General features: G+C 67.4%; 11 protein-coding genes. 5 read left to right on the forward strand and 6 right to left on the reverse strand.

The features are described 5' to 3' along the window. The coding region (locus tag FAZ11_RS15670) for a thiamine pyrophosphate-dependent enzyme (protein ID WP_241667486.1) at positions 1-522 on the forward strand (522 nt) is incomplete at its 5' end. Between the two features lie 235 nt (positions 523-757). Next, positions 758-1,492 (forward strand): IclR family transcriptional regulator, encoded by a 735-nt coding sequence (locus FAZ11_RS15675; protein ID WP_058764793.1) that lies wholly within the window; start codon positions 758-760, stop codon positions 1,490-1,492. A 165-nt stretch (positions 1,493-1,657) separates the two neighbouring features. Here the strand turns inward: FAZ11_RS15675 and FAZ11_RS15680 are convergent, their stop codons facing one another. From FAZ11_RS15680 to FAZ11_RS15695, 4 genes are all read right to left on the reverse strand, one after another. Continuing rightward, positions 1,658-3,526: a feruloyl-CoA synthase gene (locus FAZ11_RS15680; protein WP_058764791.1), complete on the reverse strand. Its 1,869-nt coding sequence runs from the start codon at positions 3,524-3,526 to the stop codon at positions 1,658-1,660. A gap of 77 nt (positions 3,527-3,603) precedes the next feature. Continuing rightward, positions 3,604-5,052: an aldehyde dehydrogenase gene (locus FAZ11_RS15685; protein ID WP_058764789.1), complete on the reverse strand. Its 1,449-nt coding sequence runs from the start codon at positions 5,050-5,052 to the stop codon at positions 3,604-3,606. Positions 5,053-5,140: 88 nt separating this feature from the next. Continuing rightward, entirely contained in the window at positions 5,141-5,971 is an 831-nt protein-coding gene (locus FAZ11_RS15690) for a p-hydroxycinnamoyl CoA hydratase/lyase (protein WP_058764786.1), read from the reverse strand. Between the two features lie 118 nt (positions 5,972-6,089). Next, positions 6,090-7,421: an MFS transporter gene (locus tag FAZ11_RS15695; RefSeq protein WP_058764783.1), complete on the reverse strand. Its 1,332-nt coding sequence runs from the start codon at positions 7,419-7,421 to the stop codon at positions 6,090-6,092. A gap of 385 nt (positions 7,422-7,806) precedes the next feature. Between FAZ11_RS15695 and FAZ11_RS15700 the strand changes: the two genes are divergently transcribed. Both FAZ11_RS15700 and FAZ11_RS15705 read left to right on the forward strand, forming a co-directional pair. Next, positions 7,807-8,865, forward strand: coding sequence for an aromatic ring-hydroxylating oxygenase subunit alpha (locus FAZ11_RS15700; protein ID WP_058764781.1), 1,059 nt, complete (start codon positions 7,807-7,809; stop codon positions 8,863-8,865). 10 nt (positions 8,866-8,875) lie between these two features. Continuing rightward, positions 8,876-9,829 (forward strand): PDR/VanB family oxidoreductase, encoded by a 954-nt coding sequence (locus tag FAZ11_RS15705; protein WP_058764779.1) that lies wholly within the window; start codon positions 8,876-8,878, stop codon positions 9,827-9,829. 66 nt (positions 9,830-9,895) lie between these two features. On the opposite strand, the gene FAZ11_RS15710 is transcribed toward FAZ11_RS15705, so the two are convergent. Beyond that, positions 9,896-10,603, reverse strand: a complete 708-nt coding sequence (locus tag FAZ11_RS15710; RefSeq protein WP_058774416.1) for a GntR family transcriptional regulator — start codon at positions 10,601-10,603, stop codon at positions 9,896-9,898. After that, positions 10,600-11,505 carry a LysR substrate-binding domain-containing protein gene (locus FAZ11_RS15715; RefSeq protein WP_058762321.1) on the reverse strand — a complete coding sequence of 302 codons (906 nt, stop codon included), beginning with the start codon at positions 11,503-11,505 and terminating at the stop codon, positions 10,600-10,602. Before FAZ11_RS15715 ends, FAZ11_RS15710 begins: the two co-directional genes overlap by 4 nt. A gap of 151 nt (positions 11,506-11,656) precedes the next feature. Here FAZ11_RS15715 and ydiJ point away from each other — a divergent pair, with 151 nt between their 5' ends. Next, entirely contained in the window at positions 11,657-14,686 is a 3,030-nt protein-coding gene (ydiJ, locus tag FAZ11_RS15720) for a D-2-hydroxyglutarate dehydrogenase YdiJ (RefSeq protein WP_058774417.1), read from the forward strand. The last annotated feature ends 363 nt before the right edge of the window (positions 14,687-15,049 follow it).

Raw genomic sequence — 15,049 nt, forward strand, 5'->3', positions numbered from 1 at the left:
ATCGTCGCCCTGGACAACGGCATCTACAAGATCTGGTTCGCCCGCAACTACAAGGCCTACATGCCCAACACGGTGCTGCTGGACAACGCCCTGGCCACCATGGGCGCCGGTCTGCCCTCGGCCATGGCCGCGCGCCTGGTGCATCCCAACACCCCCATCGTGGCGGTGTGCGGCGACGGCGGCTTCATGATGAACAGCCAGGAGCTGGAAACCGCGGTGCGCCTGAAGATGAACCTCGTGGTCATCATCCTGCGCGACGACGGCTACGGCATGATCCGCTGGAAGCAGGCGCAGATGGGCTTCGAGGACTTCGGCCTGGACTACGGCAACCCGGACTTCGTTCGCTACGCCGAGAGCTACGGCGCCCAGGGCCATCGCGTGGACAGCGCCGCCGCCTTCGCCCCGCTGGTGCAAAAGTGCCTGGACACCCCCGGCGTCCACGTCATCGACTGCCCGGTGGACTACTCCGAGAACGACCGCATCCTGCACCAGGAGATCAAGGAACGCAGCGCGGCGGTTTGAATATTGAGGAAACCCGGGACGCCCTGGCCGCACGGCCAGGGCACTCCTTGATGCCGACGTTTTGCGACCTCGCGCAGAGGCAGTGCAGGCCCGGCGGGCCAAGGCCACGGAAATACCCGGACCTAATAAAGGATACCTGCGCCGCCTGGATGGCTGACCAGCGTGAGCGATTCACTAGGCGCACGCCGGGCGCTCGCGGATAATGGTGCGATAGCTGCCCTTTAGGAACACGAGCTTGAACACCACCCGTCCTCGTCCAGGCGTTTCCGGCGTTGCCTCTGCTGATCGCGTCTTGACCGTTCTCACCGCCTTTCGCATCGGCGATGCCGCCCTGAGCCTCGCCGAACTGGCCAATCGCACCGGCCTGATCAAGAGCACCATCATGCGTCTGGTGGTGTCCCTGGAAAAATACGGCCTGGTAACCCGGCTCGCCGATGGCAACTACATCCTGGCCAGCGAGGTCGTGCGCCTCAATGCCGTCTACCAGGACTCCCACGATGTCGGCCGCCACATCATGCCGCGGCTGCACCAGCTCACCGAGCAGAGTGGCGAAACCGCTTCCTTCTATGTGAAACATGGCGCCTATCGACTCTGCCAGTATCGAGTGAACTCCCCGCATCGCCTGCGCCTGCACCTGCAACCCGGCGACATGCGCCCCATGGACCAGGCCGCCGGTGCCCTGGCCCTGCAGACGCCCTATGAAGTGGCCAAGGCGGGGATCATCCCCTTCTACTCCTGCGGCGCCACCGACCCGCACGCCTCTTCCGTGGCGCTCCCCATCTACGACGCCCAGGAAGAGCTGCTGGGCGCCATCGTGATCTCGGGGCCGGCCAATCGCCTCAGCCTGGAACGCGCCCAGACCCTGTACGAAGTGCTGCGCGAGGCTGCGGATGAACTGACCCGTAGCCTGGGCGGCAAGCCCATCTACGGCACGGGCCAGGCAAAGCGTAAACCTCGCAAGAGTGAGTGATCGGACGTAGAGCGGTCCCTGGCGCCGGTCACCGCCGCCCTCGCGTGTTGGGCTTCGCTGCGCTCAACCGCAACCTACGAAAGCCCGGCTCCACGTCGAGCGCAGCCCCGGGTGCCCCCTCTCCCTCCGGGAGAGGGCTGGGGTGAGGGAAACCCAACGCCTCCGCTACGCCCGAATCAGCAACGGCGCCGTACCGCCATAACAGGCCGCGACTCGCTCCGCTCTATGGCTCAGCACGCTGCGCTGATTCAGCGAACCCTTGTCGGTGATCTCGCCCCGGTCGGCGGACGGCGGCTCTTCCTGCAGGGCGATCCATTCCAGGCGGCTGGCGTTGCCGGAGGCGTGACGATTGAGGCGGGCCAACCAGTCGGCGAACCAGCGCTGCACCGGCGCACTGGCCAATACCGTTGCTGCATCAGCGGCCTCGTCCAGCCCCGCCAGTTGCCGGCAATCCGCCAGGCGGGGAAAGACCAGTAGGCCCAGGCACTCGCGATCCGGCGCCGCCACCACCACGTCCTGCACCAGGGGCGTACCCTCCAGCACCGCGCGATTGCGCAGCGGACCGACACTGACGAACACCCCGGACGACAGCTTGAAGTCCTCGGCGATACGGCCATCGAACATCAGCCCCAGCTGCGGATTGGCCGGATCGACCAGCTTGAGGGCATCGCCCGAACAGTAGAAACCTTCCTCGTCGAAGCAGGCCGCGGTCTGCTGCGGATCGCGCCAATAGCCGGGCATGATGTGCGGGCCACGGAAGCGCCCTTCCAGCTTGCCGTCCACCGGCACCAACTTGAGTTCGCAGCCCGGCGCCGGCACCCCGACGTAGCCGGCCACGGAAAGTGGCCCGGTGGTGAAGGTGCAACTGGGCGAGGCCTCGGTCATGCCCAGGCCGGCCATCATGCGGATGCGTTCGCCGCAGTGGGCCTCGGCGATGCGATCCAGGCGATCCCAGACGCTTTGCGACAGCCCCGCCGCGGCAAAGAAGAACAGCCGCATGCGCGCAAAGAAACGCTCGCGCAGCTCGGCGTCGCGCTCCAGGGCGTTGGCCAGCTCTTCCCAGCCGCGCGGCACCGTGAGGTAGGCGGTGGGCGAGACCTCGCGCAGGTTGCGCAGGGTCTCGCCGAAGCCCTGGGGTGTCGGCTTGCCGTCATCCAGGTAGAAGGTGCCACCGTTGTAGAGCACGATGCCCAGATTATGGCTGCCACCGAAGGTGTGGTTCCAGGGCAGCCAGTCCACCAGCACCGGCGGCTCCTCGCCGAACACCGGGAAGGTCTGCAGCAGCATCTGCTGGTTGGCGCAGAGCATGCGCTGGGTGGTGGTCACCGCCTTGGGCAGCTTGGTGGAGCCGGAGGTGAAGAGAAACTTGGCGATGCTGTCCGGTCCGGTGGCCGTGAAGGCCTGATCGGCCGCGGCCAGCTCGCCACGGGCAAGCAGCGCCTCGAAGGCCAGAGTGATGCGTCCCTGCACCTGACCGCGGGTCGCGATCACCGGCACCTCGGCTGGCAGCACGGCGTCCAGCGCCTTCTGGTAGGCCGGCGCATCGCTGACGAATACCAGCCCCGGTTGCAGCAGGCCGCAGACGTGGCGCAACTTGGCATGATCCTGGGACAGCAACGAATAGCCGGGCGACACCGGGCAGAAGGGAATGCCGGCATAGAGCGCCGCCAGGGCCAGTTGCAGGTGTTCGGGATCGTTGCCGGAGAGAATCGCCAGGGGTCGCTCGGCCGACAGGCCGAACTCCAACAGCGCGGCGGCCAGTTGGCGCACCCGCTGCACCATCTCGCGGTAGGAGAACTCGCGCCAGGCGCCGCCGGCGTCCCGCGCGGCGAAGAAGGTGCGAGTCGGGGCAACCTCGGCCCAGTGCAGCAGACGATCCAGCAGCCGTGGCGGCGGCAGGGTCAGGGCTTCCTGGGAGGCCATATAGAGCAGCCCACCCCGCTCCTCGACCGTGACACCAGGCTGCCCCAGGGCCACCGGTCGATAGCGCAGCGGCCGATCCGCGGGCGCACGGGTTTGCGTGACATGGCTCACCTTGAATTCTCCTCTGGGCTGGCGCCCAGAGGCGCCTCTTATTCTTGTTGCGTCAGAAGCGATGGAAACGGCGCTGGCTAGATCGGGTAGTGGCGTGGCCCCGTCTGTAGCGTCACCCAGCGCAACTGGGTGAAATGCTCGATGGAGGCCCGCGAGCCGAAGCTCCCATAGCCGCTGGCCTTGACGCCGCCGAAGGGCATCTGCGCCTCGTCGTGCACCGTGGGGCCGTTGATGTGGCAGATGCCACTCTCCACCCGCTGGGCCAGCGCCAGGGCACGGGCGGTATCGCGACTGAAGATGGCTGACGAGAGGCCGAACTCGGAATCGTTGGCCAGGCGTAGTAGGGCTTCGTCACCCTCGGCGCGGATCACCACCGCCACCGGACCGAAGGACTCCTCGGCATAGAGCTTCATGTCGGCGGTGACGCCATCCAGCAGGGTCGGCTGCAGGATGCTGCCGTCGAGTCCACCACCGCAGACCAGCCGCGCGCCCTTGCCCACGGCGTCGTCGATCAGGGCCTTGATGCGGGTTCCAGCGCTGGCGTCGATCAGGGAACCCAGTACCGAATCGGAGGCGCTCGGGTCGCCGGCCTTGAGGGTGCGCACCTTGGCCGCCAGGCGCTCGACGAAGGCGTCGGCGATGCAGCTGTCCACCAGCAGACGCTCGGTGGACATGCAGATCTGCCCCTGGTTGAAGTAGGCCCCGAAGGCCGCCGCGGCCACGGCGGCATCCAGGTCGGCGTCTTCCAGCACCAGCAGCGGCGCCTTGCCACCCAGCTCCAGCACCGCCGGCTTGAGATGGCGTGCCGACAACTCGCCAACGATGCGACCGACCCGGGTGGAACCGGTGAAGTTGACCCGCCGCACCGCCGGATTGGCGATCAGCCGCTCGACGATGGCCGGGGCATCTTCCGGGGCGTTGGTGACGACATTGACCACGCCATCACCCAGGCCGGCATCCTGCAGCACCTGGCCGATCAGCCGGTGTACGCCAGGACTTTGCTCCGACGCCTTGAGCACCACGGTATTGCCACAGGCCAGCGGCATGGCCAGGGCGCGGGTGCCGAGGATCACCGGGGCGTTCCACGGCGCGATGCCGAGCACCACGCCGCAAGGCTGGCGCAGCGCCATGGCGAAGCTGCCAGGGACGTCGGAGGGAATCACCTCGCCCTGGATCTGGGTGGTCATGGCCGCCGCCTCGCGCAGCATGTTGGCGGCCAGGTGCACGTTGAAGCCATACCAGTTGGCCATTGCCCCGGTCTCGCCGGCCAGGGCGATGAACTCGCCACTGCGCGCGGCCAGGCCATCGGCGGCGGCCAGCAGGCGACGCCGGCGCTCGCCCGGCGGCAGCGCGGCCCAGGCGGGATAGGCGGCCTGAGCCGCAGCCACGGCGGCGTCGGCATCTTCCAGGGTGGCGGCTGCTACCGTGGAGACCACCTCGCCGGTCACCGGATGGCAGCGCTGATAGCTACGACCGTCGCCGGCCGGGCGGCTGGTGCCGCCGATGAGCAGGGATACCTCGACCATGACGCTACCTCTTGTTGTTGTCTTTATGGGTACTGGGCTCGTCTGAACGGCAGCTAGGCTCGGCGACCGTTCGACGAGACCTGGCGCTTCAGCGCTTGTAGGTCTGCAAGCCGGGCTTGATGCTCTTGTCATCGAGGAACTGCTTCATGCCCTGCTCGCGACCGCCTTCCGGGTCTTGCAGACGCGACTGATCGAGCTTGGCGTAGAGGTAGTCCTCGTTTTGCTCCCAGGTCAGCTCGCGGCAGCGTTTGAAGCCAACCTTGGCGGCGCGCAGCACCACCGGATTCTTCTGCAGCAGCTCCTGCGCCAGGGCGGTGGTCACCTCGCGCAATTGGGCGCGCGGCACGCTCTGGTTGACCAGACCCATGGCGGCGGCCTCGGGCCCGCTGAAGGTCTTGCCGGTCATCACATAGTAGAGGGCGGTGCGATGGCCGACGGTATCGGCCAAGGCCTTGCTCACCAGGTTGCCCGGGGGGATGCCCCAGTTGATCTCGGACAGGCCGAAGGTAGCCTCGTCGGCGGTGATGGCCAGGTCGCAGGCCACCAGCGGGCTGAAGCCACCGCCGAAGCACCAGCCATTGACCATGGCGATGGTCGGCTTGGCGTACATGCGCAGGAGCTTCCATTGCCACTGGGAGGCCTCGCGGCGGATCTTTTCCTGCAGGATCTCCGGGCCGGCATCGGTCTCGCGGAAGTATTCCTTGAGGTCCATGCCGGCAGTCCAGGCGTCACCGGCGCCGGTCAGCACCAGCACGCCGGCGCTGGCGTCCTGCTCCAGGGTTTCCAGCACCTCGACCATCTCGCGGTTGAGGGTGGGACTCATGGCGTTGCGTTTCTCGGGCCGGTTGAGCGTTACCCAGGCGATACCGTCTTCGATATCCACCTTGACCGTCTGCCAGCGTCCGTCGTAGCTGCCCATGGCGTGTGCCTCTTGTTGTTTGGGGGGTATGGACAAGAAGCTACGCCGGTAAATTAGTTACGTCAATTAACTATTTTACCAAGACGATGACGCTGCGAAGACGGTTCCGCCGGAGAGCTCACCCCTGCGACACCCTTAAGCCCGCACTCGCGGTACGCCCCTCCGGCCGGGACAGCAGCAAGAGCAGACCCGCCGCGACGAACACCAGCGCGAAGACCAGATAGAGCCGCAGCGGCGGCCAGCCGCCATCCAGCAACAGACCCGCCACCAGCGGCGAGAGGATGGCGCCGAGGCGACCGATGCCGATGCCCCAGCCCACCCCGGTGGCCCGCACCTCGGCACTGTAGGCCAGCGCTGGCAGTGCATAGAGCCCGGCGATACAGCCATTGGCGAAGAGACCGATCAGCAGGCCCATGGCCAGGGCACCCAGGTAGGAGCTGTCCATGTGGGCGAAGGCCACCAGCAGCAGCGCGGTGGTCAGCAGGAAACCACCCAACGCCCGGGACAACGGCAGGCGCGTGAACAGCAGGCCGACCAGGGCGGCGCCGAAGATACCGCCCACGCTCAGCAGGACACCCCCCGCCACCCCCTGTTGCTCGGAAAGCCCCAGGGTGGTCAGCAGCTTGGGCGTCCAGCTCATGATGAAGTAGAAGCCGAACATGGCCAGGAAGAACAGCGTCCACACCAGCAGAGTGGTCCGCCGCAAGTCGGGCGCCAGCAGGCGCCCGACCGTTCCGCCCGTCGCGCGCGTCACGACGACCGGAGGCAGCGCCGCCAGAGGCGGCTGCCCCAACCGCCTGGCCAGGCGATTGACCCGCGCCAGGGCGCCACTCGGTCGCCGGCTGAGCAGGAAATCCAGGGACTCGGGCAAGCCGATCAGCACCAGGGGGATGGCGCCGAGGGTGATGAGACCGCCGGCGCAGAACACCGCACGCCAGCCCCAGAGCGACAGCAGCCAGACCGCCAGCAAGCCACCCAGGGTAGCACCCAGGGCGTAGCCCATGCCCTGCAGGCTGACCGCCAGGCCCCGCCAGCGGCGAGCCGAATACTCGCTGGCGATCACGTTGCTGCTCGCCAACACCCCGCCCACGCCCAAACCGGTCAGGCCGCGCAATAACGCCAGCTGCTGGGGTGAGCCGGCCAGCGCCGACAGCAGCATGCCGACGCCGGACAACAGCAGGCAGACCAGAATCAGGCGGCGCCGGCCCCAGCGATCGGCCAGCGGCGCGAGCAGCAACGAACCGGCCGCCATGCCCACCAGGCCGGCACTGAGCAACATCCCCACCTGCGACCCGGAGAGGCCCCATTCGCGGGACACCGAGGCGGCAGTGAAGGCCATCACCAGTACATCGAAGCCATCGATCATGTTGAGCAGGATGCAGACCAGCACCGCCAGGTACTGGAAAGCCCGCATGGGGCCGCGGTCGACGATTTCGCGCAGGTCGCTCATAGCCCACCTCGCGATGCTGAGCAGGGAGAGATCCGGAGCGAGACAGGTGAAGCGCTAGAAGATACAGAAGGGACAGGTCCTGACATGGCGAGCATCCTTGAGTTTTTGTTGTTGAGGTCACCGCCCGATCAGGCTGGCAAAAATGGATCCAATTCACAAGATGAGCAGGTCCCAGATGGACGTGCTAGCAAGGCCCCAAGGCGTCGCGACGGGCTGAATGTTCAGAGAAATCAAGTGCTCCAATCGGCAAAACCCTTTAGATACGCTGTTAAACACTGGGCGATTATCGAGCAGCTATCGTCTTTCCCGCCGGCCAGAACACATTGACACCCAGGGGCACCCGCCCAATCATTGGATCCAATAGACAACAACAAGAGGTCGCTCCATGTACCCGAAGAACGCCTGGTACGTCGCCTGCACCCCCGACGAACTCACCGACAAGCCCCTGGGCCGGCAGATCTGCGGCGAGCCGCTGGTGTTCTACCGCGACGCCAACCGGCAGGTGGTGGCATTGGAAGACTTCTGTCCCCATCGCGGTGCGCCGCTGTCGCTGGGCTTCTTGCGCGAAGGCACCCTGGTCTGTGGCTATCACGGCCTGGAAATGGGTTGCGGCGGCAAGACCCTGGGCATGCCCGGCCAGCGGGTCGGCGTCTTTCCCGCCGTGCGCGCCTATGCCGCCGTCGAGCGCCACGGCTTCATCTGGGTCTGGCCGGGCGACCAGGCCAAGGCCGATCCGGCGCTGCTTCCCCACCTCGAATGGGCCGAGAGCCCCGACTGGGCCTATGGCGGCGGCCTCTACCACATCCAGTGCGACTACCGGCTGATGATCGACAACCTCATGGACCTCACCCACGAGACCTATGTCCACGCCTCCAGCATCGGCCAGAAGGAGATCGACGAGGCGCCACCCGCCACCCGCGTCGAGGGCGACGAGGTCATCACCAGCCGGCACATGGAGAACATCCCTGCCCCACCCTTCTGGCGCATGGCGCTGCGCGGCAACGGCCTGGCCGACGACGTCCCGGTGGATCGCTGGCAGATCTGCCGCTTCACCCCACCGAGCCACGTGATGATCGAGGTGGGCGTGGCCCATGCCGGCCATGGCGGCTACCACGCCCCCGCGGCGGTCAAGGCGGCCAGCGTGGTGGTGGACTTCATCACGCCCGAAACCGAGACCTCCATCTGGTACTTCTGGGGCATGGCGCGCAACTTCAAGCCGCAGGATGCCGAACTCACCGCCAGCATCCGCGAGGGCCAGGGCAAGATCTTCAGCGAAGACCTGGAGATGCTCGAACGCCAGCAGCAGAACCTGTTGCGCTATCCCGAACGTGGCCTGCTCAAGCTCAACATCGATGCCGGGGGCGTGCAATCACGGCAGATCATCGACCGCCTGCTGGCCGCCGAACAGGCCGCCACCGGCATCCCGGTCCGGCAGATCGCCTAGGAGAAGCAGCATGCTCGATCTGATCGTCACTGCCGTGCAACGCGAGGCACCCAGCATCCTGGCCTTCGACCTGGCCCGCGCCGACGGTGGTCCGCTGCCCGGCTTCACGGCCGGTGCCCATTTGGAAGTCACCCTGGGCGACGGCCTGATCCGTCATTACTCCCTGTGCGCCACGCCCGAACCCGCCCCCACCCGCTATCGCATCGCCGTCCTGCTCGTTCCCGACTCCCGTGGCGGCTCCCAGGCCATGCACCGGCTGCAGCTGGGTGACCACCTACAGGTAAGCGAGCCACGCAATCTGTTCGCCCTGGTCCCGAGCGCGCGCCGTACCCAGCTGCTGGCCGGCGGCATCGGCATCACCCCGCTCCTGGCCATGGCCGAACAGCTCCACCAGCAGGGCGCCCACTTCCAGCTGCGCTATCTGGTGCGGGACCGTGAACACGCCGCCTTCATTCCCTGGCTCAAGGCGCGTCCCTATGCCGATCGGGTCAAGGTGCATTTCGACCAACAGGAGCCGGCGCTGAGACCCAACTTCCAGCACCTGCTCGGTCCGGCGGCGCCGGACGATCACCTCTATGTCTGCGGTCCCGCCGGCTTCATGGCCGCCGTGGTCGAGGCCGCCCAGGCCCAGGGCTGGCAACCCGGGCAGATCCATCGCGAATACTTCGCCGCCGACCCCGCCGCCCAGGGCGAGCAGCGGCCCTTCGAGGTGGAGCTGGCGCGCAGCGGACGTTGCGTCCAGGTACCGGCGGAGCGCAGCGTGGTCCAGGTGCTGGCCGACCTCGGCATCGTCCTGCCGGTATCCTGCGGCCAGGGCCTCTGTGGCACCTGCCTGACCCCGGTCCTGGCCGGCGAACCCGAGCACCGCGACCTCTTTCTCTCCGCGGCCGAACACGCCGCCAACGACCGCTTCACCCCCTGCTGCTCCCGCGCCAAGGGCGAGCGCCTGGTGCTGGACCTCTGACGCCCCAAGCCCAGCTAACCTCCCCCTCTCCCTTAGGGAGAGGGCCGGGGTGAGGGCCGCTTAGCCCTACACCAACACCTTAACCTCCCCCGCCGCCCCCTCTTCCCCACCGAACCACCGTGCATACCCCAGGGTCGCCTGGGCGTGCTCGCGCATGATGCCCTCGGCCCGCGCACCCTGGCCGCGCACCAGGGCATCGAACACCGCATGGTGCTGCAGATGGGCGAAATTGAAGCGGCGGTATTCGCGATCGAGATTTTGCGCATCCACCGCCAGGGCGCTCACCGAAGCGAAGGGCAGATGCTCGTGGCGCCCCAGGGCCACGGCGATGGCCGGATTGCCACTGGCCGCGACGATGGCCTGGTGGAAGCCGCGATTGAGGTCGTGGTATTCCTCCAGATCCTCCAGCAGCACATGCCCCTTGGCGAACAGGCGATCGCCGCGGCGCAGGCAGTCTTCCAGCACGGTCCGCGTCGCCTCATCGAGACCGCGCTCGGCCGCCTGGCGCGCAGCCAGGCCTTCCAGCACGCCGCGCACCTCCACCGCGCCTTCCAGATCCGCGCTCGTGAGCGCCCGCACCTGATAGCCACGGGCGCCACTACTTTCCAGCAAGCCCTCCTGGGCCAGGGTGCGCAAGGCCAGCCGCACCGGCATGCGCGACACGGCGAAGCGCTCGGCGGTGGGAATCTCCGCCAGCCGTTCGCCCGCCGCCAGTTCGCCGGACAGGATCATCTGCCGTAGTGCGGCCAGTACCCGCTGTCCCGGCTTGCTCATGGTTGTGCCTCTCCTTCGTTGATCTCGGCCAGCAGCCATTGGCGAAACGCCTGCAACGACGGCAGTCCCTCGTTGCGCGGCGGATAGACCAGGTAATAGCTGCGGCGACTGACCAGGGGCGTACCGCAGGCGAGCAGGTCACCCTGGGCCAATTCGTCCTCCACCAGTACTCGCGGTACCAGGCCGATGCCGATGCCGGCGCGCACCGCCTGGATCAGGTGCGAGGTCAGCTCGAAACTCGGCCCCGGCCGCATCGCCCGGTGCGGCAACTCGTGATGGACGAACCACTCGCCCCAGGCCTGAGGATTGTTGGCCACGCCGAGCAGCAGTTGCCCGGCCAGGGTGGCGGGTGTCGCGTCCGGCAAGTCGGCCAGGGTGGCCGGACTGGCGATCACCACCAGTTGTTCGGCTTGCAGCGGATGGGCGCGGAGCCCCGGCCAGTCGCCACTGCCAACGCTGATGGCGGCATCGATCTCGCTGGCGGCGAAGTCCACCGCCTGGATGCGCGAATGCAGGTGCACCAGCATGCCGGGATGGGCGGCATAGAAGTCGCCCAGGCGCGGCAGCAGCCACTTGGAACCGAAGGTCGGTAGCACCGCCAGGCGCAGGGTGCCCTGGCCGGAGGCGAAGGCCATGGCCTGCAGGGTGGCGCTGCGGATCTGCCCGAGGGCCAGGCCCAGTTCGCGGCTGTAGGCACGACCCACGTCGGTAAGCACGATCTGCCGGCCTTCGCGGCGGAACAGCGTCAGCCCCAGCAACTGTTCGAGCGCCTGCACCTGGCGACCCACGGCGCTCTGGGTCAGGGACAACTCCTCGGCCGCCCGGGTGTAGCTCTCGTGACGCGCCGCCGCCTCGAAGGCCAGCAGCAACGACATGGACGGCGTCAGCCGACGGTGATTCATTCAGGTTCTTCCGGCATAGGCGGCGGAATCTTCGGTTGTGGCCCCGGCGCGCTGTGGTGAGAATGCCTACTATAGCCAGAAAAGGTCGACGCCATTCCTTCGCTCGCTGAAGGAGACGGCCGTCCGCCGCCAGAGAGCCCGCCTGATGAACATGATCGCCCGCCTGCCGGCCCCGGCGCCCCTCGCCGCCGCCTACACCGACTTCCTCACCGCCCTCGCCGCCAGCGGCTTCCAGGGCGAGATCGCACCGGACTACGCCAGCCGCACGGTCATGGCCACCGACAACTCCATCTACCAGCGCCTGCCCCAGGCGGCGGTCTTCCCCAAGGACAGCACCGATGTCCAGCGTCTGGCCCAGCTGATGGGCGAGTCGCGCTTCCAGGGCGTGGTGCTCACCCCGCGCGGCGGCGGCACCGGCACCAACGGCCAGTCGCTCACCGACGGCATCGTGGTCGACCTCTCCCGTCACCTGAACCAGATCCTCGAGATCAATGCCGAGCAGGGCTGGGTGCGGGTCCAGGCCGGGGTGGTCAAGGACCAGCTCAATGCGGCGCTCCGGCCCCATGGGTTGTTCTTCGCCCCGGAGCTGTCCACCTCCAACCGCGCCACCATCGGCGGCATGATCAACACCGATGCCAGCGGCCAGGGCAGCGTGACCTACGGCAAGACCCGCAACCATGTGCTGGAACTGGATGCCTACCTGATCGGCGGCGAACGCCTGGAGAGCCGCCCGGTGGACCGCGTCGAGCTGGACGCCCTCTGCGCCCGCCAGGATCGCACCGGCATGGTCTACCGCTGCGCGCGGGACATCGCCGAGAACCAGGCCGAACTGATCGAGGCGCGCTTTCCCAAGCTCAACCGTTGCCTCACCGGCTATGACCTGGCGCACCTGGTCGAGCCCGATGGCCGCTTCAACCTCAACAGCGTGCTCTGCGGCGCCGAGGGCTCCCTGGCCTTCATCGCCGAGGCCAAGCTCAACGTCCTGCCGATTCCCAAGTATTCGGTGCTGGTCAACGTCCGCTATGGCAGCTTCATGGACGCCCTGCGCGACGCCCGCGCCCTGATCGAATTGAAGCCGCTGTCCATTGAGACGGTGGATTCCAAGGTCCTGCTGCTGGCCATGCAGGACATCGTCTGGCACAGCGTGGCGGAATACTTCCCCGAAGACGTCGAGCGCCCTACCCTGGGCATCAACCTGGTGGAATTCAGTGGCGACGACCCCGAGGAAGTGGACGCCCGCGTCCAAGGCTTCCTCGACCATCTGCGCCAGGACGCCACCGTGGAACGCCTGGGCCACACCCTGGCCGTGGGCCGCAGCGCCGTGACCCGCGTCTACGCCATGCGCAAGCGCGCCGTGGGCCTGCTCGGCAACGTCCAGGGCGAGATCCGTCCGCAGCCCTTCGTCGAGGACACCGCGGTGCCGCCGGAGCGCCTGGCCGACTTCATCGCCGAATTCCGCGCCCTGCTCGATGGCCACAATCTGCAATACGGCATGTTCGGCCACGTCGACGCCGGGGTGCTGCACGTACGTCCGGCTCTGGACCTCAAGGACCCGCGCCAGGCGGCACTGGTCCGCCCGATCTCCGACCAGGTGGCCGAGCTGACCCAGAAATACGGCGGGCTGCTGTGGGGCGAACACGGCAAGGGCGTGCGCTCGGAATATGCGCCGGCCTTCTTCGGCGACCTCTACCCCGCCCTGCAGGCGCTCAAGGGCGCCTTCGATCCGCACAACCAGCTTAACCCCGGCAAGATCGCCACCCCGCTGGCCAGCGGTGCCGAACTGCTGAAGATCGACGGCGTGACCCTCCGCGGCGAACTGGACCGCACCCTCGACGAGCGGGTCTGGCAGAGCTACGGCACCGCCATGCACTGCAACGGCAACGGCGCCTGCTACAACTACGACCCCGACGACGCCATGTGCCCCTCGTGGAAGGCCACCCGCCAGCGTATCCACTCGCCCAAGGGCCGCGCCTCGCTGATCCGCGAATGGCTGCGTCTACAGGGTCAGGCCGGTATCGATGTCCTGGCGCCGGCGCCGCGGGGCGCGCTGAACTGGCTGAAGGCCCTGCCCCAGCGCTGGCGCAATGGTCGCGCCGCCGAGGCGGACTTCTCCCATGAGGTCTACGACGCCATGGCCGGTTGCCTGGCCTGCAAATCCTGCGCGGGCCAGTGCCCGATCAAGGTCAACGTCCCGGAATTCCGCTCGCGCTTTCTCGAGCTCTACCACAGACGCTACCTGCGCCCGCTGCGCGACTACCTGATCGGCTCCCTGGAATTCAGCCTGCCGCTGTTCGCCCGCGCCCCGGGGCTCTACAACGCCGTGATGGGCGCGACGCCGATCCAGCGACTGTTCGCCGAGCGCATCGGCATGGTCGACAGCCCCCTGCTCAGCCGTTACGACCTGGTGCCAGTCATGCAGCAATGGCAGGTGCAGATCGCCACGCCCGAGCGCTTACTGGCCCTGAGCGATGAAGAGCGCGCCAAGACCATCGTGGTGGTACAGGACGCCTTCACCCGCTACTTCGAGACGCCGCTCACCGCGGCCTTCCTCGAACTCGCCGCGCGCCTCGGTCAGCGGGTATTCCTCGCGCCCTATCGCGCCAACGGCAAGCCGCTGCAGGTGCAGGGCTTCCTCGGCGCCTTCGAGCGTACCGCGCGGCGCAACGCGGCCCAGCTCGCCAGCCTGGCCGGCTTCGGCGTGAAGTTGGTCGGCCTCGATCCGGCCATGACCCTGGTCTATCGCCAGGAGTACCCCAAGGTCCCCGGCATCGCCCGGATGCCCGAGGTGCTGCTGCCCCAGGAGTGGCTGCTGCAGGTGCTGCCGAAAGAGCAAAAGGTAGTCGGCGACAAGGTCTATCGCCTGCTCGGCCACTGCACCGAGAAGACCAACGCCCCGGCCAGCGTCGGCCAGTGGCAGCAGGTGTTCGAACGCCTGGGCCTGGGACTCAAGCCGGAGAGCACCGGCTGCTGCGGCATGTCCGGCACCTACGGCCACGAAGCGCGCAACCTGGCGACCTCCAAGACCATCTACGACCAGTCCTGGGCCCGCGCCGTCGCCGTCCCCGCCGAACAAGGCGAAGCCCTGGCCACCGGCTATTCCTGCCGCAGCCAGGTCAAACGCCTCGACGACCGCCGCCTCCGTCATCCACTGGAGGCGGTGTTGGATGCGGTGCGGGGCTGATATGCGCTGAGCCGGACAATTCCTTAGCGCAACCCTGGCGGTCCGCCGATGCGGCCGCCCATCCAGGTGGAGGCACGACGGTTTATCGCGATTTCGCCGGGGCTGATGTAACTGAACGTCTGCTTGGATAGCCCCTCTACCCTCGGGAGAGGTTTGGGGTGAGGGCGCCCCCGCCGAAAAGTCTCCAGTGGAAAAGGCTGCGCGGTTTTCCACGCTACGGTTCTGGTCGCGGCCATGGGCGCGAGCGGGGCTCAGCGCGTAGGGTGGAAAACCGCACAGCGTTTTCCACGCGTGGCTGGTTAGGCCGAAGTGCAAACACCATCGACCCAAGCAGCTATATAAAGAAAGGAAACCGCCAGAAAG

It is taken from the genome of Pseudomonas rhizoryzae, from assembly GCF_005250615.1.
Taxonomy (GTDB): Bacteria; Pseudomonadota; Gammaproteobacteria; order Pseudomonadales; family Pseudomonadaceae; genus Chryseomonas; species Chryseomonas rhizoryzae.